We start from the raw sequence: 18,804 nt of genomic DNA, 5'->3' as shown, positions 1-18,804 counted from the left end.
AAGGCCCCCACGCCCTGCGGCCGTTGCTCGACACGGTCCTCGCGGCGCTGGACACCGGCGCCCGGGCGCCGGTGTCCAGCGCCGCGAGGACCGTGTCGAGCAACGGCCGCAGGGCGTGGGGGCCTTGGTGGCCTGAGGCGAGGGGCGGCGTGCTCATGGGGTTGACCTCCGGGGCGCGGGGCGGCGCGCCCGGAGAGTTCAACGACGCAACCCGGGTGGAGGTACCTCCGCATGGGAAAACCGGTCGGGGCCGCCGTCGGCGCCCCGTGGTCCAGGGCCAGTCTTTGACACCGTCGGCGCCGCGCGCCCCCGGCCGGTCTCAGACACCGTGGGTTCATGACGTCCTCGGGGGCGGCCGGTCCGCCGTGAGCGGCGAGTGGCCGGCCGCGCGTCGAGTGCCCGTGCCCTGCGCCGGTGGGCTACGCCTCGCGTACCCGCAACGCCCTCGCGAGGTCGTCCAGTTGGTCGACGAGCTTGCGGCGCAGCGCGGGGGTGGGGTCGGCGTCGCGCAGGCAGGCCTCGCCGAGGCGGAGGGTGTTCGCGTCGACGGCGTGGGCGGGGAAGGCCCAGCGGCCCGCCGCCTCGGCGATGGCGGGGCCGCGGCGGTCGGCGACGGCGACCGCGTCGGCGTAGTAGCGGCCGACGTACTCGCGTACCAGGTCGGCCTGTTCGGGCTGCCAGAAGCCCTGGGCGGTGGCGGTGAAGAGGTAGTTGGACAGGGTGTCGGAGCCGAACATGGCCTCCCAGGCGCGGGCCTTGGCCTCCGGGTCGGGCAGGGCGGCCCGGCAGCGTGCGGCGCCCTCCTGGCCGGTGGCGCTCGGGTCGCGTTCCAGTTCGGCGGCGATGGCGGCCTCGTCGGTCGCGCCGAGGACGGCGAGCCGGGCGAGGATGCGCCAGCGCAGTTCGGGGTCGAGCTCGGGCCCGCCGGGGACGGTGCCGTCGGCGAGCCAGGCGGCGATGGTGTCGGGGTGGGCGGCCACGTCGATGCGGTGGCGTACGGCGATCAGGCGCAGGCCGGGGTTGTCGCCGTCCTCGGTGCGGCGGATGAGGTCGCGGCACAGGTCGGAGAGGGTGGCGAGGGCGGCGGGCCGCTCCTCGGGGGTGAGGTAGCGGTCGGTGATGTAGGTGGAGGCGAAGGCGAGGACGCCCTGGACGATGGCGAGGTCCGTCTCCAGCGGGAGGTGGGCACGGGCGGCCTCCAGGTAGGCGCCGGGGGCGAGTTCGCCGTCGCGGACGGCGTCGCGCAGGGCGTTCCAGACGACCGCGCGGGTGAGCGGTTCAGGCAGGCCGGACAGCTCCTTGCGGACGGTCTCGAAGGACTCGGGGTCGAAGCGGACCTTGGCGTAGCTGAGGTCGCCGTCGTTGAGGAGGAGCAGGGCGGGCCGCTTGCCGATGGGGTGGGCGTCGGTCTGCGGGAGGTCCAGGTGGAGGCGTTCGCGCAGGACGAGCTGGCCGCCGTCGTCGCCGAGGTCCCGGTCGTAGAGGCCGGCGGCGACGCGGTGCGGGCGGCTGCCGGCGCGGTCGACGGTGAGGGCGCAGGTGCCGTGCTCGCCGGGGACGATGCGCGGGGTGAGGGTGTCGACGCCGGTGGTGCGCAGCCAGGCGTCGGCCCAGGCGTGGACGTCGCGGTCGGTGGCCGCGGCGAGGTTGTCGATGAAGTCGGCGAGGGTGGCGTTTGCGAACCTGTGCCGGGCGAAGTGGGTGTTGATGCCGGCGAGGAAGTCCTTCTCGCCGAGCCAGGTGACCAGTTGCCGCAGCGCGCTGGCGCCCTTGGCGTAGGAGATGCCGTCGAAGTTGAGCAGTGCGGAGGCGGTGTCGTCGACGGCTTCGGGGGCGACGGGGTGGGTGGAGGGGCGCTGGTCGGCGTCGTAGCCCCAGGACTTGCGGGTGACGCCGAAGTCGGTCCAGGTGTCGGTGAAGCGGGTGGCTTCGGTGAGGGTCTGGTAGCCCATGTACTCGGCGAAGGACTCGTTCAGCCAGATGTCGTCCCACCACTTGAGGGTGACGAGGTCGCCGAACCACATGTGGGCCATCTCGTGGGCGATGACCATGGCGCGGGTCTGGCGTTCGGTGTCGGTGACGGCGGAGCGGTAGACGAATTCGTCGCGGAAGGTGACCAGGCCCGGGTTCTCCATGGCGCCGGCGTTGAACTCGGGGACGAAGGCCTGGTCGTAGGAGTCGAACGGGTACGGCTCGTCGAACTTCTCGTGGTAGCGGTCGAAGCAGGCGCGTGTGATGTCGAGGAGTTCGTCGGCGTCGGCGTCGAGGTAGGGGGCGAGGGAGCGGCGGCAGTGCAGGCCGAAGGGCAGGCCGCGGTGCTCGGTGCGCACGGAGTGCCAGGGGCCGGCGGCGACGGCGACGAGGTAGGTGGAGATGAGCGGTGTGGGGGCCGCCTTCCATACGCCGTCGGCCTGTTCGGTGATGCCGTTGGTGAGGACGGTCCAGTCCTGCGGGGCCTTCACCGACAGGTCGAAGACGGCCTTCAGATCGGGCTGGTCGAAGGCGGCGAAGACCCGCTGGACGTCGTCCAGGAAGAGCTGGGTGTAGACGTAGGTCTCACCGTCGGTGGGGTCGGTGAAGCGGTGCATGCCCTCGCCGGTGCGGGAGTAGCGCATCGTCGCGTCCACGCGCAGTTCGTGTTCGCCGGCGGTGAGGTCCTTCAGCGGGAGCCGGTTGCCGTCGAGGGCCTCCGGGTCCAGGGGGTGTCCGTCGAGGGTGACGGAGCGCAGCTCGGCGGGCTTGAGCTCGACGAAGGTGTCCCCGTCCACGCGGGCAGCGAACCTGATCAGGGTGCGGGAGTCGAAGGTGTCGTCTCCGCGGGTCAGGTCGAGGTCGATCGTGTAGCGGTGGACGTCGAGGAACTCTGCTCGGGTCTGCGCTTCGTCGCGCGTCAGTACGGACATGCGAGACATGCTGCCTGATGGCGTCGGCAACGCACAGAGGCGGATCGGTACGTGCCCGATGTCCGGTCTATGTGCGGTCCCTTTCCAGCTCCCCGGCGTGCGCCCCCATGGGCCGTTGTGTCGGTACGCGCGCGTCGGGGTGCGGCAGTCCGGGGCGGGGGTGTGCGGGGGTCTCGGTGTGCTCCCCGGTGAGGGCGCGCAGGCGGCGCACTTCCCGTTCGAGGGCGAGGTGGCGCCGGTGGGCGTCGTAGAGGTAGCGGACCTTGGTGCGCAGGGCCCAGGGGTCCACGGGCTTCAGGACGAGGTCGGCGACGCCGAGTTGGAAGGCGGTGGTGGTCAGTTCGTGGTCGGCGCCGAAGCCGGTGAGCAGGATCACGGGGATGTGCTGGGTCTGCTCCACGCGCCGCATGTAGCGCACGACCTCCAGTCCGCTGACGCCGGGCATGCGCACGTCGAGCAGGAGCAGGCCGACCTGGCCGCGCAGCACCTGTTTGAGTGCCTCGTCGCCGCTGGTGGCCCGGCTGAGCTGGTAGCCCAGCGGGGCCAGGGCGCTCTCCAGCGCGTAGAGCGTGTCCTCGTGGTCGTCGACGATGAGGATCCTGGTATCCGACGGCATGGCCCGACGCCCCTCCCTCGTGGAGGTCCAGAGTAGTCCGGGACACTGACGCGCAGTGCTCGTCAGCTGACATGCTGTGCACAGCGCAGCATGCCCCCGGACGGGCCGCCGTGTCACTCCCCCCGGGAGGGTGCGCGCGAGGTCAGTTGCCGCTCGTGCCGGAGCCGTTGAGCGCCTCGTCGGCGATGCGCTCGTGGTGGCGGATGACCTCGGCGACGATGAAGTTCAGGAACTTCTCGGCGAAGGCCGGGTCCAGCTTGGCGTCCTCGGCGAGTGCGCGCAGCCGGGCGATCTGGCGGCCCTCGCGGGCCGGGTCGGCGGGCGGCAGCTGGTGCTGGGCCTTGAGGTGGCCGACCTGCTGGGTGGCCTTGAAGCGCTCGGCGAGCATGTGGACGACGGCCGCGTCGATGTTGTCGATGCTGTCGCGCAGCCGGGCGAGCTCTTCGCGCACGGCGGGGTCGGCCTCGGGGGAACCGGTGTTGCTGGTGGTCATGGGGCGTCAGCCTACGGGGATCACGCCGGCCGGCCGCCGGCCGTCTCATCCTTCGGCGGTGAGAGCCGCTTGTGGAAGTAGATGTCCTCGTGGCCGCCGGGGACGCCCCCGATACGGGCCCGTTCCGTGAAGCCGAGCTTCGGGTAGAAGGCGGGTGCCTGGAAGCTGTAGGTGGAGACGATCATGTCGGTGCAGCCGCGCCGGGCGGCCTCCGCCTTCGCCGCGCGCATCAGCCGGCCGCCCCAGCCGGAGTGCCGCTGGTCCTCGCGCACCCACAGCATGTCCACCGAGCACAGGGTGCCCCAGGTCCAGGCGGTGAGCCCGCCCACCAGGTCGCCGGCTTCGTCGGTGACGCGGACGGAGAGCGGCTCGGTGACGGCGCCGTCGGCGGCGGCGGTGTTGAAGGCGGTCAGCTCCTCGTCGAGGCGCTTTTCGAGGTCGTCGTCCTGGCCGCCCACCCGGAGCGAAGCGGCGACGGTGTGCTGTTCGCTGGTCACGGCTCGGATTCTGCCCCGGACGCCGGGCGGTGACGACCGGTTTTCGCCGTGCCGGGGCGCGTCCGCGGCGGGGCGGGTCCTCGTACAGTGGAACCGGGTTCTGGGGCGTCTTGGGGGTGAGGCGTGGCGAACGACGGGCCGGTCGAGCACGGCTACCCGCATCTGGAGACGGTGCGGGCCGCCATCACGGCGTTGTACAAGCGGCTGTCGTACGACACCGTGCGGACGTATCCGACCAGCGTGCTCCCGGTCGACGTGGCGTTCTGCGACACCGACGACCTCCATCTGGGGGCGCAGCGGGTGGCGCACGAGCTGGTGCGGCACTACCGGCTGCCGGACGCCCGGCTGGTGGTGAGTTTCCGGGAGATGCGGCACGCGGCGAGCGTGGAGCTCGCGGCCGGGCCGGAGTACTTCGTGGAGTTGAACGACCGGTTCCGTGACCATCGGCGGGACATCGGGGCGGCCCTGGCACACGAGGTGATGCACGTGTACCTGCACCGGCTCGACCTGTCCTTCCCCGGCGTGCGGGACAACGAGATCCTCACGGACACGGCGGCGACGTACCTGGGTGCGGGGTGGCTGCTGCTGGACGCCTACCGGGAGGACGGGGCGTCCTCGCAGAAGCTGGGGTATCTCACGCCGGAGGAGTTCGGGTACGTGCTGGCCAAGCGGGCGCTGGTCTTCGGGGAGGACCCGTCGGTGTGGTTCACCAGTGCGCAGGCGTACACGGCGTACATGAAGGGGATGGAGCTGGCCCGCGGGGACGGGCAGCAGCCGCCGCTGACGGCGGCGGGGTGGGCGGGGCGGCGGCGGTACGCCCGGGACCGGCGGCACGCGCCGACGGGTCCGCCGCAGCCGGGAGTGCGCTACGCGTTCTCCCCCGACGGGGGCGGGCGGCTGCGGGTGTCGTTCCCCTGCCCCACGTGCCACCAGCGGATCAGGGTGCCGGTGCGGGGGCGGGTCCGGGCGCGGTGCGCGTTGTGCCGGAGCGTGCTGGAGTGCGACACGTGAACATCCAGGGCGACAGGTGAACGTCTAGGTTCCGTACACCGGCCCGGGCTCGGCCGCCTCGGACAGGAGCTTCCGGGCCTGTTCGCCCGCATCGGCCGGGGTCCAGCGGCCGTCCCGGTCCGTGCTCGGGCCCGGCCGCCAGCCCTCCATGACCGTGATCCGGCCGCCCTCCGCCTCGAAGACCCGGCCGGTCACCCCCGCGCTCGCCGGGGAGCCCAGCCAGACCACCAGGGGTGAGACGTTCTCCGGGGCCATGGCGTCGAAGCCGGAGTCGGGGGCCGTCATGGTGTCGGCGAAGGTGCGTTCCGTCATCCGGGTCCGGGCGGCGGGGGCGATCGCGTTGACCTGGACGCCGTAGCGCCGCAGTTCGGCCGCGGCGACCAGGGTCAGGGCGACGATCCCGGCCTTGGCGGCGCTGTAGTTCCCTTGCCCGACCGAGCCGAGCAGGCCCGCGCCGCTGCTGGTGTTGATGATCCGGGCCTCGGGCCGACGGCCGGCCTTCGCCTCGGATCGCCAGTGCGCGGCCGCGTGCCGCAGGGGCAGGAAGTGGCCCTTGAGGTGGACGCGTACGACGGCGTCGAAGTCGTCCTCGTCGAGGTTGACCAGCATGCGGTCGCGCAGGAAGCCCGCGTTGTTGACGAGGGTGTCGAGCCTCCCGTACGTCTCCAGGGCGGTGCGGACGAGGGAGGCGGCGCCCTCGGCCGTGGCGATGTCGCCGCCGTGCGCCACCGCCTCGCCGCCGCCCGCGCGGATCTCCTCGACGACCCGGGTGGCGGGGCCGTCGGGTTCGGGCGTGCCGTCGAGGCCCACGCCGAGGTCGTTGACGACGAGCCGGGCGCCCTCGGCCGCGAACGCGAGCGCGTGGGCCCGGCCGAGCCCCCGGCCCGCGCCCGTCACGGCCACGACCCGGCCCGCGCAGAGACCGCTCATGTCAGCTCCCCGCTCACGTCGGCTCTCCGCTCATGTCGGCTGTTCATGTGAGCTCTCCTTGTCCTCGGCGGACGCGCGACCGGCGGTGGCCGCGTCCAGGAACGCCGGACGTTCCCCGCCCCCGTGCACCAGCAGGCTCGCCCCGCTGATGTAGGCGGCGGCGCCGGACGCCAGGAACACCGCGGCGGCACCCACGTCGGACGGCTCGGCGAGGCGGCCCAGCGGGACCGTGCGGGCCACGGCCGCGACGCCGTCCCGGTCGCCGTAGTGGAGGTGGGACCGTTCCGTGCGGACCATGCCGACGACGAGGGTGTTGACCCGGACGTCGGGCGCCCACTCCACGGCCATCGACCGGGCGAGGCTCTCCAGGCCCGCCTTGGCGGCACCGTAGGCGGCGGTGCCGGGCGAGGGGCGTGCGCCGCTGACGCTGCCGATCATGACGATCGAGCCTCTTGAGCTCCGCAGCCGGTCGTACGCGGCGAGGGAGACGGTCAGCGGAGCGAGCAGGTTGAGCTCCACCACGCGCGCGTGCCGGTCGGCGCCGGCCTCGGTGAGCAGCCGGTGGGGCGCTCCGCCCGCGTTGTTGACGAGGACGTCCACCCGGGGCAGACCCGCGAACAGGCGTAGGGCGGCGTCGGCGTCCCGGACGTCCAGCGGCATGAACTCGGTTCCGGGCAGCGGGACTTGTGGTGGCCGGCGGGCGCATACCAGGACCTCGGCGCCCGCCCGCACGAAGGCCCGCGCGATGCCGGCGCCGACGCCGCGGGTCCCGCCCGTGACGACGGCGACCTTCCCGTCCAGCTCCATGCGCTGCTACCTTTCCACCTAACAAACGTTTGGTGGAAAGGTAGCTGATGCGGCCATGGGTGTCTCCACCTCGTGCGGGGAAAAGGGCATCGCCGTCGTCACGGTCGACTTCCCGCCGGTGAACGCCCTGCCGGTGGCGGGCTGGTTCGCCCTGGCCGACGCGGTGCGCGCGGCCGGACGCGACCCGGAGGTCCGGTGCGTGGTGCTGGCCGCCGAGGGGCGCGGGTTCAACGCGGGCGTGGACATCAAGGAGTTGCAGGCGGACGACCGGGAGCACAGCGCGCTGCGCGGGGCGAACAGCGGCTGCGCGGAGGCCTTCGCGGCGGTCTACGCGTGCGAGGTGCCGGTGGTGGCGGCGGTGCAGGGCTTCTGTCTGGGCGGCGGTGTCGGCCTGGTGGGCAACGCGGACGCGATCGTGGCGAGCGAGGACGCGGTGTTCGGGCTGCCCGAGCTGGAGCGCGGCGCCCTGGGCGCGGCCACCCACCTGGCCCGGCTGGTCCCCCAGCACCTGATGCGGGCGCTGTACTACACGGCCCGTACGGCGAGCGCGGCCGAGCTGCACGCGCACGGGTCGGTGTGGCGGGTGGTGCCGCGCGCCGAACTGCCCGCCGCCGCCCTGGAGCTGGCCCGGGAGATCGCCGCCAAGGACGGCCGGCTGCTCCGCCTGGCCAAGGCGGCGCTCAACGGCATCGACCCCGTGGACGTGCGCCGTAGCTACCGCTTCGAGCAGGGCTTCACCTTCGAGGCGGGCCTCAGCGGGGTGGGCGCACGGGTGCGCGGCGCCTTCGGCGGCTCCGGCACACCCGGTGAGTCCGGCGGAGACGAACCCGACGGGCAGGAGGGAGCGCGATGAAGGACAAGACGATGCCGGCGGACGAGGCCGTGGCCCGGCTGTCCAGCGGCATGACCCTCGGCATCGGCGGCTGGGGCTCGCGCCGCAAGCCGATGGCCCTGGTCAGAGCGCTGCTCAGGTCGGAGATCACCGACCTCACGGTCGTCTCCTACGGCGGTCCGGACGTGGGCATGCTGGCCGCCGCCGGGCGGATCCGGAAGCTGGTCACCGCCTTCGTCACCCTCGACTCGATCCCGCTGGAGCCGCACTACCGGGCGGCCCGCGAGCGGGGCGCCTTCGAACTGACGGAGATCGACGAGGCGATGTTCCTGTGGGGCCTGCGGGCGGCGGCGAACCGGCTGCCGTTCCTGCCGGTGCGGGCGGGGTTCGGCTCGGACGTGATGCGGGTCAACCCCGGCCTGCGGACGGTCACCTCGCCGTACGAGGACGGGGAGACGTTCGTCGCCGTGCCCGCCCTGCGGCTGGACGCGGCCCTGGTGCACGTCAACCGAGCCGACCGCTCGGGCAACGGGCAGTACCTGGGCCCGGACCCGTACTTCGACGACCTGTTCTGCGCGGCGGCCGACACGGCGTACGTGAGCTGCGAGCGGGTCGTCGAGACGGCCGAGCTGACGAAGCAGGGCCCGCCCCAGACGCTGTTGATCAGGCGTCACACGGTCACCGGGGTGGTCGAGGCGCCGAACGGAGCGCATTTCACCTCCTGCGCGCCCGACTACGGCCGGGACGAGGCCTTCCAGAAGAGGTACGCGACCACGCCCTGGCCCGAGTTCGAGGCCGGGTTCCTCAAAGGGGACGAGCAGACCTACCAGGCGGCGGTAAGGGAGCAGACCTACCAGGCGGCCGTACGGGAGGGGACATGACCGGGCCCACCCGCGCCGAGTACTGCGTGATCGCCTGCGCCGAGGCCTGGCGGGGTGACGGCGAGGTGCTGGCGAGCCCCATGGGTCCGATCCCCTCGATCGGCGCCCGGCTGGCCCGGCTCACCTTCGCGCCGGACCTGCTGCTGACCGACGGCGAGGCCCTGCTCGTCCGCCCGGACGGGACACCCGAGGGCTGGCTGCCCTACCGCGAGCATCTGGCCTGGGTCACGGGCGGGCGGCGGCACGTGATGATGGGCGCGAGCCAGATCGACCGGTTCGGCAACCAGAACATCTCGTGCATCGGGGACTGGGAGCGGCCGAGGCGGCAGCTGCTCGGGGTGCGCGGCGCCCCGGTCAACACCCTGAACAACCCGACCAGTTACTGGATCCCGAGGCACTCCCGGCGGGTCTTCGTCGACCGTGTCGACATGGTCTGCGGGGTCGGCTACGACCGTGCGGCCGGGGCGCGCTACCACCGCATCCCGCGGGTCGTCTCCGACCTGGGCGTCTTCGACTTCGCCACCCCCGACCGCTCGATGCGGCTGGCCTCGCTGCACCCCGGCGTCACCGTCGAGCAGGTCAGGGAGGCCACGGGCTTCGAGCTGACCGTGCCGGACGAGGTGCCGGCGACGAGGGAGCCGACCGGCGAGGAGCTCCGGCTGATCCGCGAGGTCGTCGACCCGGCCGGGGCCCGGGCCCGGGAGGTCGCCGCGTGAGGGGCACGGCACTGACGCGGCTGACCGGCGTCCGCCATCCGGTCGTGCAGACCGGGATGGGCTGGGTGGCCGGTCCGCGTCTGGTCTCCGCCTCGGCGAACGCGGGCGCCCTCGGCATCCTGGCCTCGGCGACGATGACGCCGGGCCGGCTGCGTGAGGCCGTGCGCGAGGTGAAGGCGCGGACCGACGCGCCGTTCGGGGTGAATCTGCGCGCGGACGCCGCCGACGCGGGCGACCGCGTGCGGATCCTGATCGAGGAGGGCGTCCGCGTCGCCTCCTTCGCCCTCGCCCCCTCCCGGGAGCTGATCGGCGAGCTCAAGCAGGCCGGTGTGGTCGTCATGCCGACCGTGGGGGCGCGGCGGCACGCCGAGAAGGTCGCGGCGTGGGGCGCGGACGCGGTGCTCGTGCAGGGTGCGGAGGGCGGCGGTCACACCGGCGAGGTGGCCACGACCGTGCTGCTGCCGCAGGTGGTGGACGCGGTGCGGATCCCCGTCGTCGCGGCGGGCGGCTTCTTCGACGGGCGCGGGCTGGCCGCTGCCCTCGCCTACGGGGCCGCGGGGGTGGCGATGGGCACGCGGTTCCTGCTGACCTCGGACTCGACCGTGCCGGACGCGGTGAAGGCGCGGTACCTCGCGGCGACCGTGCGGGACGTGACGGTGACCCGGGCGGTGGACGGGCTCCCGCACCGCATGCTGCGGACGGAACTGGTGGCCGCCCTTGAGGACACCGGCCGGGCCCGGGCGCTGGCGCGGGCGGTGCGCGCGGCGGCCGGATTCCGGCGGCTGTCCGGGCTGACCTGGAGGCGGCTGGTGCGCGACGGGCTGGCCCTCCGGCACGGCAAGGACCTGTCCTGGAGCCAGGTGCTGCTCGCCGCGAACACGCCGATGCTGCTGAAGTCGGCGATGGTGGACGGCCGTACGGACCTGGGGGTGATGGCGTCCGGGCAGGTCGCCGGGGTGATCGACGACCTGCCGTCGTGCGCGGAGCTGGTGGAGCGGATCGTGAAGGAGGCCGACGAGACGCTGGCGCGGCTCACAGCCGTTCGATGACCGTCACGTTGGCCTGGCCGCCGCCCTCGCACATGGTCTGCAGGCCGTACCGGCCGCCGGTGCGCTCCAGTTCGTGCAGCAGGGTCGTCATCAGCTTGACGCCGGTCGCGCCGAGGGGATGGCCCAGGGCGATCGCGCCGCCGTTGACGTTGACCCGGTCCGGGTCGGCGCCGGTCTCCTTCAGCCAGGCCAGGACGACCGGTGCGAAGGCCTCGTTGATCTCGACGAGGTCGATGTCGTCGATGGTCAGGCCGGTCTTCTTCAGGGCGTGGGCGGTGGCCGGGATCGGGGCGGTGAGCATCCGGATCGGGTCCTCGCCGCGCACCGAGAGGTGGTGCACACGGGCGCGGGGGGTGAGCCCGTGGTCGCGCACGGCCCGCTCGGAGGCCAGCAGCATCGCCGCCGCCCCGTCGGAGACCTGTGAGGAGCAGGCGGCGGTGACGGTGCCGCCGTCGAGGACCGGCCCCAGCCCGGCCATCTTCTCCAGGGAGGTGTCCCGGCGCGGGCCCTCGTCGGCGGTGACCTCCCCGTACGGCACGGTCTCGCGGCCGAAGCGCCCCTCGTCGACGGCCCGCACCGCCCGCCGATGGGAGCGCAGGGCGAATTCCTCCTGGTCCTGCCGGCTGATCCCCCACTTCGCGGCGATCATCTCGGCGCCCACGAACTGGTTCACGGGCTTGTCCCCGTACCGGGCCCGCCAGCCGGCACTGCCCGCGAAGGGGCCCTGCGTCAGCCCGAGCGGTTCGGCGGCCTGCCGGGTGGCGAAGGCGATGGGGATCATCGACATGTTCTGCACCCCGCCCGCCACCACCAGGTCCTGGGTGCCGGACAGCACGGCCTGCGCGGCGAAGTGCACGGCCTGCTGCGAGGAGCCGCACTGCCGGTCGACGGTCACGCCCGGCACCTCCTCGGGCAGCCCGGCCGCCAGCCAGCAGGTCCGGGCGATGTCCCCGGCCTGCGGCCCGACCGCGTCCAGGCAGCCGAGGACGACGTCCTCCACGGCGGCCGGGTCGGCGCCCGAGCGGTCCATCAGCTCCGCCAGGACGTGCGCGCCGAGGTCGGCCGGGTGGACCGCGCTCAGCCCTCCCCCGCGCCGCCCGACGGGCGTGCGGACCGCTTCGACGATGTAGGCCTCGGCCATGACGACTCCCTCGCACCTAGGGGTTATTCACGTACGGCGATCCCGTCCAGCACCATCGACAGGTACTGCCGGGCGATCTCCTCCGGGCTGTGCTGTCCGCCCGGCCGGTACCAGGACGCGGCGACCCAGACCGTGTCGCGCACGAACCGGTAGGTGAGCCGGACGTCGAGGTCGGCCCGGAAGGCCCGCTCGGCGACGCCGCGCTCCAGCGTGGACAGCCAGGCCTTCTCGAACCGGCGCTGCGACGCGGCGAGGAAGGCGAACCGCTCCTGCGCCACGAGCTGTTTGCTCTCCTTCTGGTAGATCGCGACGGCCGCGCGATGCCGGTCGATCTCCCGGAACGACTCGGTGACCAGGGCCTTCAGCGTCTCGCGCGGTCCGAGCCCGGCGCCGAGGACGGTGTCGTAGCCGTCCCACAGCTCGTCCAGGAAGGTGCGCAGGATCTCCTCCAGCATCGATTCCTTGGAGTCGAAGTGGTAGTAGAGGCTGCCTGCGAGCATCCCCGCGTGGTCCGCGATCTTTCGGACGGTGGTGGCGTTGTAGCCCTGTTCGGCGAAGACCTCGGCGGCGGTGTCGAGGAGTTCACGGCGGCGCGCGGGCGCTGCGGCGCTCACCTGGGGCTTCTTCTTGGTCGGCACATCGTCCATTGTCCTAGGCGTGTTGACTGCTGACGGCGACGACCTCGCCCGTCATGTACGAGGAGTAGCCGGACGCCAGGAACACGATCACGTTGGCCACCTCCCAGGGCTCGGCGTACCGCCCGAAGGCCTCGCGCCCGGTCAGTTCCGCCAGCAGGTCCGCCGAGGTCACCTTCACCAGGTGCGGGTGCATGGCGAGGCTCGGCGAGACGGCGTTGACCCGGACGCCGTACGCGGCCGCCTCCAGTGCCGCGCACCGGGTCAGGGCCATCACCCCGGCTTTCGCGGCGGCGTAGTGCGCCTGTCCCGCCTGGGCGCGCCAGCCGACGACGGAGGCGTTGTTGACGATCACGCCGCCCTGCGACTCCCGCATCAGGCGCAGGGCGGCGCGGGTGCACCGGAAGGTGCCGTTCAGTGTCACGTCCAGGACGCGGGACCACTGCTCGTCGGACATGTCGGCGAGCTCCGCGGTGCCGCCCAGACCGGCGTTGTTGACCACGACGTCGAGGCGCCCGTGCTCCGCGGCCGCCGTCGCGAAGAGGACGCGCACCTGTTCCTCGTCGGTGACGTCGCAGGGCACCGCGGTGACCGACCGCCTGCCGAACTCCCCGGCCAGCAGCGCCTCGAATTCCTTGAGGCGTCGCGTGTGCGCGTCGCTGATCAGGACGCGGGCCCCCTCCTCCAGGAAGCGCCGCGCCGTGGCCCCGCCGATCCCCGCACCGGCCGCCGCGGTGACGACGGCGGTCCGCCCCTTCAGCAGGCCGTGCCCGGGCACGTACGCCGGGCTCTCGACGTCTGTCATGGGCTCACGCTAACCTACCAAACACTTGTTAGGGAAGGAGGGGCGGTCATGGACCTGGCGTTCTCCCCGGCGGACGAGGCGTTCCGCGCCGAGGTGCGGCAGTGGCTGCACACACACGTGCCGCGCGCGCCCCTGCCCTCCCTGGAGACCAAGGAGGGCTTCGCCGCGCACCGCTCCTGGGAGGCGCAGCTCGCCGCGGACCGCTGGTCGGTCGTCAACTGGCCCTCGCGCTACGGCGGGAGGGACGCGGGGCTGCTGCGGTGGCTGCTCTTCGAGGAGGAGTACTGGGCGGCGGACGCACCGGGCCGGGTCGGCCAGAACGGCATCCAGCTGCTCGCCCCCACCCTCCTCGACCACGGCACCGAGGAGCAGCGGACCCGGATCCTGCCCCCGATGGCCTCCGGCGAGGTGATCTGGGCGCAGGCCTGGTCGGAGCCCGAGGCCGGTTCCGACCTGGCGTCCCTGCGGGCGAGGGCCGTGCGCACGGACGGCGGCTGGCTGCTGACCGGCCAGAAGACCTGGTCCTCGCGGGCCGCGTTCGCCGACCGCGCCTTCGGTCTGTTCCGCAGCGACCCGGACGCGGCCAGACCCCACCAGGGCCTGACGTACCTGATGTTCGGTCTGCGTGCCCCGGGGGTCACGGTCCGCCCGATCGAGCGCCTCGACGGCAAGCCGGCCTTCGCGGAGCTGTTCCTGGACGAAGTCTTCGTGCCCGACGAGGACGTGATCGGCGAGCCGGGCCAGGGCTGGCGGATCGCGATGTCGACGGCGGGCAACGAACGCGGGCTGATGCTCCGCTCCCCCGGCCGTTTCCTCGCCTCGGCCCGCCGGCTGGAGGAGCTGTGGCGGCGGCAGGGCCGGCCGGCGTCCGCGCGGGACCGGGTGGCCGACGCCCTGATCGGCGCCCGCGCCTACCAGCTCTTCACCTACGCGGCCGCCTCCCGCCTCCTGGACGGCGAGAGCGCCGGCCCCGAGTCGAGCCTCAACAAGGTCTTCTGGTCCGAGCTGGACATCGCGCTGCACGAGACGGCCCTCGACCTGCTCGGCCCGGAGGGCGAGATGGCCGACACCGACTGGGCGGAGCGATACGTCTTCGCCCTCGCCGGGCCCCTCTACGCGGGCACGAACGAGATCCAGCGGGACATCATCGCCGAGCGCCTGCTCGGCCTGCCGAAGGGGCGCCGCTGATGCCGGGCGCTCTGTGGAAGGGGCACGTGTGATGCGCTTCCTCCTCGATGCCGAGCAGCGGGCCTTCGCCGCGTCGCTGGACGCCCTGCTGACGGCGGCGGACACCCCGGCGGTGATCCGGGACTGGAGCCGGGGTGACCATGCGAGCGGGCGGGCGCTGTGGTCCCGCGTGGCGGACGCGGGCGTGTTCGCGCTGGCGGTGCCGGAGGCGTACGAGGGGCTGGGACCGCGGCCGGTCGAACTGGCCGAGGCCTTCGTGGAGCTGGGGCGGCACGCGGTGCCGGGGCCTGTCGTCGAGACGGTCGTGGCGGCGGTGCTCCTCGAGGGCGCGGACCCGGGGACGGCGAAGCGGCTGCTGCCGGCGCTGGCGTCCGGGCAGACCATCGCGACGGTGGCGCCCGAGGGGGCGTACGCCCTGGACGGCGACGCGGCCGCCCTCCGGATCTCCTGGGAGCCCGACCGCATCCGCCTCTCCCCCGGCCACGGCCCCGTCCGCGGACGACGCCCTCACCTGGGCCCGCCTCGCCACCGCCGCACAGGCCCTCGGCGTGGGCCTGGCACTCCTCGACAGAACGGTCGGATACGTCGGGCAGCGCACCCAGTTCGGCGTCCCGGTCGGATCCTTCCAGGCGGTCAAGCACCGGCTGGCCGACGCGAGGATCGCCCTGGAGTTCGCGCGCCCGCTGGTGTTCGGCGCCGCGCTGACCATGGAGCCGGCCGACGCCGCCGCCGCCAAGGCCGCGGCGTGCGAGGCGGCGTACACCACCGCCCGGACCGCGCTGCAACTGCACGGGGCGATCGGCTACACCGCCGAGTACGGCCTGTCGCTGTGGCTCGCCAAGGCCCGGGCCCTGCGCACCGCCTGGGGCGCGCCCGAGGAGTGCCGGGCCCTGGTCCTCAGTGCCGGTGATCGCCGCCGGTGACCTCCCGGTACTCGGCCACGGTCGGCTTCTCGATCCGCGCATCGGGCCCGTACATGGCCTTCGCGAGCCGGGCGCGCAGCCGCTCGGACCGCTTGACCTTGCGGCGGACACCCCCCGCGTCGGCCTCGCGCCCGACCGCGTACGGCGGGAGCTGCTCGTGCTGGGTGAGCGTGTGCAGCTCGGCCTGCGCGAGGGGCTCGTGGACCTCGAGGTACTCGCCGGTCGGCAGTCGCTTGACGGTGCCGGTCTCCCTGCCGTGCAGCACCTTGGCGCGGTCGCGGCGCTGCAGGCCCATGCAGATCTTCTTCGTGACGACGAAGGCGACGACCGGCAGCACGAAGACGCCGATCCGCACGAACCAGGTGATCACGTTGATGGACAGATGCAGATGGGTGGCGACGATGTCGTTGCCGCCGCCGATCAGCAGCACCGCGTACAGGGTCAGCCAGGCCACGCCGAGGCCGGTGCGCACGGGCGCGTTGCGCGGCCGGTCCAGGATGTGGTGCTCGCGTCTGTCGCCGGTGATCCACGCCTCGATGAAGGGGTAGAGGCCGAGGGCGAGCAGGATCAGCGGGAACAGCGAGAAGGGGATGAACACACCCAGGGCGAGCGTGTGCCCCCAGAAGTTGATCTCCCATCCCGGCATCACCCGGATCAGGCCCTCGGAGAACCCGAGGTACCAGTCGGGCTGGGCACCGGTGGTGACCAGGTCGGGGCGGTAGGGGCCGAAGGCCCACACGGGGTTGATCTGGGCGATGGCGCCCATCACCGTCAGGACGCCGAAGACGAGGAAGAAGAAGCCGCCGGCCTTGGCCATGTAGACGGGCAGGAAGGGCATCCCGACGACCGACCGCTCCTTGCGCCCGGGGCCGGGGAACTGGGTGTGCTTGTGGTAGAAGACCAGGATCAGATGGGCGGTGACCAGGCCCAGCATGATCCCGGGCAGCAGCAGGATGTGGACGGGGTACAGCCGCGAGATGATGTCCTCGCCGGGGAACTCGCCGCCGAACAGGAAGAACGACAGATACGTCCCGACGATCGGGATCGACAGGATCGCGCCCTGGGCGAAGCGGATGCCGGTGCCGGACAGCAGGTCGTCGGGGAGGGAGTAGCCAGTCAGGCCGGTGATGATGCCGAGCATCAGCAGGGTCCAGCCGAAGAGCCAGTTCAGCTCGCGCGGCTTGCGGAAGGCGCCCGTGAAGAACACCCGCATCATGTGCACCAGCATGCCGGTGATGAAGACCAGGGCCGCCCAGTGGTGGATCTGGCGGATGAGCAGCCCGCCGCGCACATCGAAGCTGATGTCCAGCGTGGACTCGAACGCCTTGCTCATGAGCACGCCGTTGAGCTCCGTGTAGGAGCCGTTGTAGACGACCTCCTGCATGCTGGGCTCGAAGAACAGGGTGAGGTAGACGCCGGTGAGGATCAGCACGACGAAGCTGTAGAGGGTGACCTCGCCCAGCATGAAGGACCAGTGGTCCGGGAAGACCTTGCGCATGTTGGCCTTGGCCAGGCCGTAGAGCCCGAGCCGTCCGTCCGCCCAGTCGGCGAGCTTCTCGCCCTTGCCGGCGGGAGGCCTCCGGTCCGCGGAGTCCGTCCCGTACACCCGTCGTGCGCCGTCGTCGCCCATACGTCGTCGCCTCCCCGTCGGATCCTTCCCAGCGTGGCACGGTGTCGCGGCCGTGCAAACGGGCGTGGGCCAAGGGGCGGGGCGGTTGGGCCAGGGGAGCGAGCCCCGGTCAGCGGCTGCCGGGGTCCCTGACGATGCCCTGGGCCCGCGCGGCCACCAGCCACTTCGGGAACTCGCCGACCAGCCGGTCGTACAGCTCGGTGTCCGAGACCTTCCGGGGGTCCTCCCCCGCGTGGAAGAACCCCGCGTTGTCGACGACCCGCTTGCCCGGCACGGCCAGCTCGTCCAGCTTGCGCAGGAAGTCGAACTGCTTGCTGCCCGGGTCGCCGAACCCGATGAACTGCCAGAACAGCGGCAGCTTCGCCGCCTTGCACAGGTACCGCTCGGCGGCGAGCTTGTTGATGGGCCCGCCGTCGGTCTGGAAGACCACCAGGGCGGGCTCGGCCGCCCCGCTGTCGAGGTAGTGGTCGATCATGGCGTCCATCGCCAGGTGGTAGCTGGTCTTCCCCATGTGCCCGAGCCCGGCCACGATCCGCTCGATCTTCCCCCGGTGATCGGCGAGCGCGATGTCGGTGACGGCGTCGACATCGGTGGAGAAGAACACCACGGGCACGCTGCCGTCGTCGTCCAGGTGCGCCGAAAGACCGAGCACCCGGTCGGCGAGCGCCTGCACACTGCCGTCCTTGTAGTAGGGCTTCATCGAGCCGGAGTAGTCGACCACGAGGTAGACCGCCGCCCGCAGCCCGTCGAGACCGTGCTTGGTGAGGGACACCCCGGCGCTCTTGTAGAGGTCCACCAGGGCGGGGGCGGTCTCCTGCACCTTGCTCAGACTGATCGCGACCATGGGCGGCATCCTCTCACTCCTCGGCGACCACTCCGATCGCTCCTGAACCACCGCCCCCTTCACTCCTCCTCGACGACCGCACCGTCGCTCAGTTCCAGCACCCGGTCGGCCAGGCCGAGGAGTTGAGGATCGTGGGTGGCGACCAGGGCCGTGACGCCCTCGCTGCGGACCACGGCCCGCAGCAGTTCCATCACGGCCAGGCCGGTGGCGGCGTCGAGCTGGCCGGTCGGCTCGTCGGCGAGCAGCAGGGCCGGGCTGTTGGCGAGTGCCCGGGCGATGGCGACCCGCTGCTGCTGCCCGCCGGAGAGCTCGGCGGGCCGCTGTGTCTCGTGGCCGGCCAGCCCCACCAGGGCCAGCAGCAGCGCCACCCGCTCCTCGCGCTCGCGCGGCTCGGCCCGGCGCAGCCGCAGCGGCACGCCCACGTTCTCGGCGGCGGTGAGGATGGGGATGAGCCCGAAGGACTGGAAGACGAAACCGATCCGGTCCCGGCGCAGTTCCAGCAGCTCGCTCTCGCCGAGCGCGGACAGGTCGGTGCCGTCCACCACGACACGGCCGCGCTGCGGGGAGTCGAGGCCGCCGATCAGATGGAGCAGCGTCGACTTGCCGGAGCCCGACCGGCCCTTGAGGGCGACGAGTTCACCGCGCCGGACGGAGAAGGAGGCCCCGCGCAGCGCGTGCACGGCCGCGGCCCCCGTGCCGTAGGAGTGGTGCAGGTCCTCCACCCGCAGCATCGGCTCCCCGGGCGCGTCGCCGACGAGGGCGGCGCCGGGTCCCGGGCTGGTGTTCTCGGTCATCACCGCATCCCATAGGAACCGGTCCGCGTGGTCAAGAGCGGGACGACCGGCGTTCGAACTCATGTGCCGGGCTGAGAACTCCGTGATATGCATGCCGGGTTGGGGGAAC

General features: G+C 72.7%; 18 protein-coding genes and 2 pseudogenes. 7 read left to right on the top strand and 13 right to left on the bottom strand.

What is annotated here, in order from left to right; all coding sequences use genetic code 11:
- The 5 genes and pseudogenes from K4G64_RS40290 to K4G64_RS40285 all read right to left on the bottom strand — a co-directional run.
- A pseudogene (locus K4G64_RS40290) lies at nucleotides 1–157 on the bottom strand (aspartate aminotransferase family protein); the annotation flags it as partial.
- A 262-nt stretch (nucleotides 158–419) separates the two neighbouring features.
- On the bottom strand, nucleotides 420–2,903 hold the full coding sequence (gene pepN, locus K4G64_RS19990) for an aminopeptidase N (RefSeq protein ID WP_221757388.1): 2,484 nt from the start codon (nucleotides 2,901–2,903) through the stop codon (nucleotides 420–422).
- Between the two features lie 67 nt (nucleotides 2,904–2,970).
- Nucleotides 2,971–3,519 carry a two-component system response regulator gene (locus K4G64_RS19985; RefSeq protein WP_221757387.1) on the bottom strand — a complete coding sequence of 183 codons (549 nt, stop codon included), beginning with the start codon at nucleotides 3,517–3,519 and terminating at the stop codon, nucleotides 2,971–2,973.
- A 142-nt stretch (nucleotides 3,520–3,661) separates the two neighbouring features.
- Nucleotides 3,662–4,012 (bottom strand): chorismate mutase, encoded by a 351-nt coding sequence (locus tag K4G64_RS19980; RefSeq protein ID WP_221757386.1) that lies wholly within the window; start codon nucleotides 4,010–4,012, stop codon nucleotides 3,662–3,664.
- Between the two features lie 20 nt (nucleotides 4,013–4,032).
- A complete protein-coding gene (locus tag K4G64_RS40285; RefSeq protein ID WP_308122433.1) occupies nucleotides 4,033–4,509 on the bottom strand; it encodes a GNAT family N-acetyltransferase in 477 nt (158 codons plus the stop codon).
- A 123-nt stretch (nucleotides 4,510–4,632) separates the two neighbouring features.
- On the opposite strand from K4G64_RS40285, the gene K4G64_RS19970 reads away from it, so the two are divergent.
- Nucleotides 4,633–5,520: a hypothetical protein gene (locus K4G64_RS19970; protein WP_221757384.1), complete on the top strand. Its 888-nt coding sequence runs from the start codon at nucleotides 4,633–4,635 to the stop codon at nucleotides 5,518–5,520.
- A gap of 24 nt (nucleotides 5,521–5,544) precedes the next feature.
- On the opposite strand, the gene K4G64_RS19965 is transcribed toward K4G64_RS19970, so the two are convergent.
- On the bottom strand, nucleotides 5,545–6,450 hold the full coding sequence (locus tag K4G64_RS19965; protein ID WP_221757383.1) for an SDR family oxidoreductase: 906 nt from the start codon (nucleotides 6,448–6,450) through the stop codon (nucleotides 5,545–5,547).
- A gap of 30 nt (nucleotides 6,451–6,480) precedes the next feature.
- The gene (locus tag K4G64_RS19960) at nucleotides 6,481–7,257 is read right to left on the bottom strand and encodes an SDR family oxidoreductase (RefSeq protein ID WP_221757382.1); all 777 of its coding nucleotides are present in this window, start codon (nucleotides 7,255–7,257) and stop codon (nucleotides 6,481–6,483) included.
- Between the two features lie 55 nt (nucleotides 7,258–7,312).
- Between K4G64_RS19960 and K4G64_RS19955 the strand changes: the two genes are divergently transcribed.
- The 4 genes from K4G64_RS19955 to K4G64_RS19940 are packed head-to-tail and all read left to right on the top strand — an operon-like array spanning nucleotide 7,313 to nucleotide 10,735.
- Nucleotides 7,313–8,110 (top strand): enoyl-CoA hydratase family protein, encoded by a 798-nt coding sequence (locus K4G64_RS19955; protein ID WP_221757381.1) that lies wholly within the window; start codon nucleotides 7,313–7,315, stop codon nucleotides 8,108–8,110.
- Nucleotides 8,107–8,970, top strand: coding sequence for a CoA transferase subunit A (locus K4G64_RS19950; RefSeq protein ID WP_221757380.1), 864 nt, complete (start codon nucleotides 8,107–8,109; stop codon nucleotides 8,968–8,970). Before K4G64_RS19955 ends, K4G64_RS19950 begins: the two co-directional genes overlap by 4 nt.
- Complete coding sequence (locus K4G64_RS19945) at nucleotides 8,967–9,686, top strand: CoA-transferase subunit beta (RefSeq protein WP_221757379.1); 720 nt, start codon at nucleotides 8,967–8,969, stop codon at nucleotides 9,684–9,686. The genes K4G64_RS19950 and K4G64_RS19945 overlap by 4 nt, the downstream gene beginning before the upstream one ends.
- Nucleotides 9,683–10,735, top strand: coding sequence for a nitronate monooxygenase family protein (locus K4G64_RS19940; protein WP_221757378.1), 1,053 nt, complete (start codon nucleotides 9,683–9,685; stop codon nucleotides 10,733–10,735). The genes K4G64_RS19945 and K4G64_RS19940 overlap by 4 nt, the downstream gene beginning before the upstream one ends.
- On the opposite strand, the gene K4G64_RS19935 is transcribed toward K4G64_RS19940, so the two are convergent.
- From K4G64_RS19935 to K4G64_RS19925, 3 genes are read right to left on the bottom strand one after another with little or no spacing between them, the layout of a single operon-like run.
- Entirely contained in the window at nucleotides 10,719–11,876 is a 1,158-nt protein-coding gene (locus K4G64_RS19935) for an acetyl-CoA C-acetyltransferase (RefSeq protein ID WP_221757377.1), read from the bottom strand. The two genes, K4G64_RS19940 and K4G64_RS19935, sit on opposite strands and share 17 nt — an antisense overlap.
- A 23-nt stretch (nucleotides 11,877–11,899) precedes the next feature.
- Nucleotides 11,900–12,514, bottom strand: a complete 615-nt coding sequence (locus K4G64_RS19930; RefSeq protein ID WP_221757390.1) for a TetR/AcrR family transcriptional regulator — start codon at nucleotides 12,512–12,514, stop codon at nucleotides 11,900–11,902.
- Nucleotides 12,515–12,527: 13 nt separating this feature from the next.
- A complete protein-coding gene (locus K4G64_RS19925) occupies nucleotides 12,528–13,316 on the bottom strand; it encodes an SDR family oxidoreductase (protein WP_221757376.1) in 789 nt (262 codons plus the stop codon).
- Nucleotides 13,317–13,364: 48 nt separating this feature from the next.
- Between K4G64_RS19925 and K4G64_RS19920 the strand changes: the two genes are divergently transcribed.
- Both K4G64_RS19920 and K4G64_RS19915 read left to right on the top strand, forming a co-directional pair.
- Nucleotides 13,365–14,504: an acyl-CoA dehydrogenase family protein gene (locus K4G64_RS19920; RefSeq protein WP_221757375.1), complete on the top strand. Its 1,140-nt coding sequence runs from the start codon at nucleotides 13,365–13,367 to the stop codon at nucleotides 14,502–14,504.
- Nucleotides 14,505–14,535: 31 nt separating this feature from the next.
- A pseudogene (locus K4G64_RS19915) lies at nucleotides 14,536–15,427 on the top strand (acyl-CoA dehydrogenase family protein).
- On the opposite strand, the gene K4G64_RS19910 reads toward K4G64_RS19915, so the two are convergent.
- The 3 genes from K4G64_RS19910 to K4G64_RS19900 all read right to left on the bottom strand — a co-directional run bounded on the left by K4G64_RS19910 (nucleotide 15,402) and on the right by K4G64_RS19900 (nucleotide 18,695).
- The gene (locus K4G64_RS19910; protein ID WP_221757374.1) at nucleotides 15,402–17,057 is read right to left on the bottom strand and encodes a cytochrome bc complex cytochrome b subunit; all 1,656 of its coding nucleotides are present in this window, start codon (nucleotides 17,055–17,057) and stop codon (nucleotides 15,402–15,404) included. The pseudogene K4G64_RS19915 and the gene K4G64_RS19910 overlap by 26 nt on opposite strands.
- Before the next feature lie 109 nt (nucleotides 17,058–17,166).
- On the bottom strand, nucleotides 17,167–17,901 hold the full coding sequence (locus K4G64_RS19905) for a VWA domain-containing protein (protein WP_221757373.1): 735 nt from the start codon (nucleotides 17,899–17,901) through the stop codon (nucleotides 17,167–17,169).
- A 59-nt stretch (nucleotides 17,902–17,960) separates the two neighbouring features.
- Nucleotides 17,961–18,695, bottom strand: a complete 735-nt coding sequence (locus K4G64_RS19900) for an ABC transporter ATP-binding protein (protein ID WP_221757372.1) — start codon at nucleotides 18,693–18,695, stop codon at nucleotides 17,961–17,963.
- Between the last annotated feature and the right edge of the window lie 109 nt (nucleotides 18,696–18,804).

Source organism: Streptomyces sp. WAC04114 (genome assembly GCF_019733245.1).
Taxonomy (GTDB): Bacteria; Actinomycetota; Actinomycetes; order Streptomycetales; family Streptomycetaceae; genus Streptomyces; species Streptomyces massasporeus_A.
This window is presented reverse-complemented; position numbering and strand designations above follow the sequence as displayed.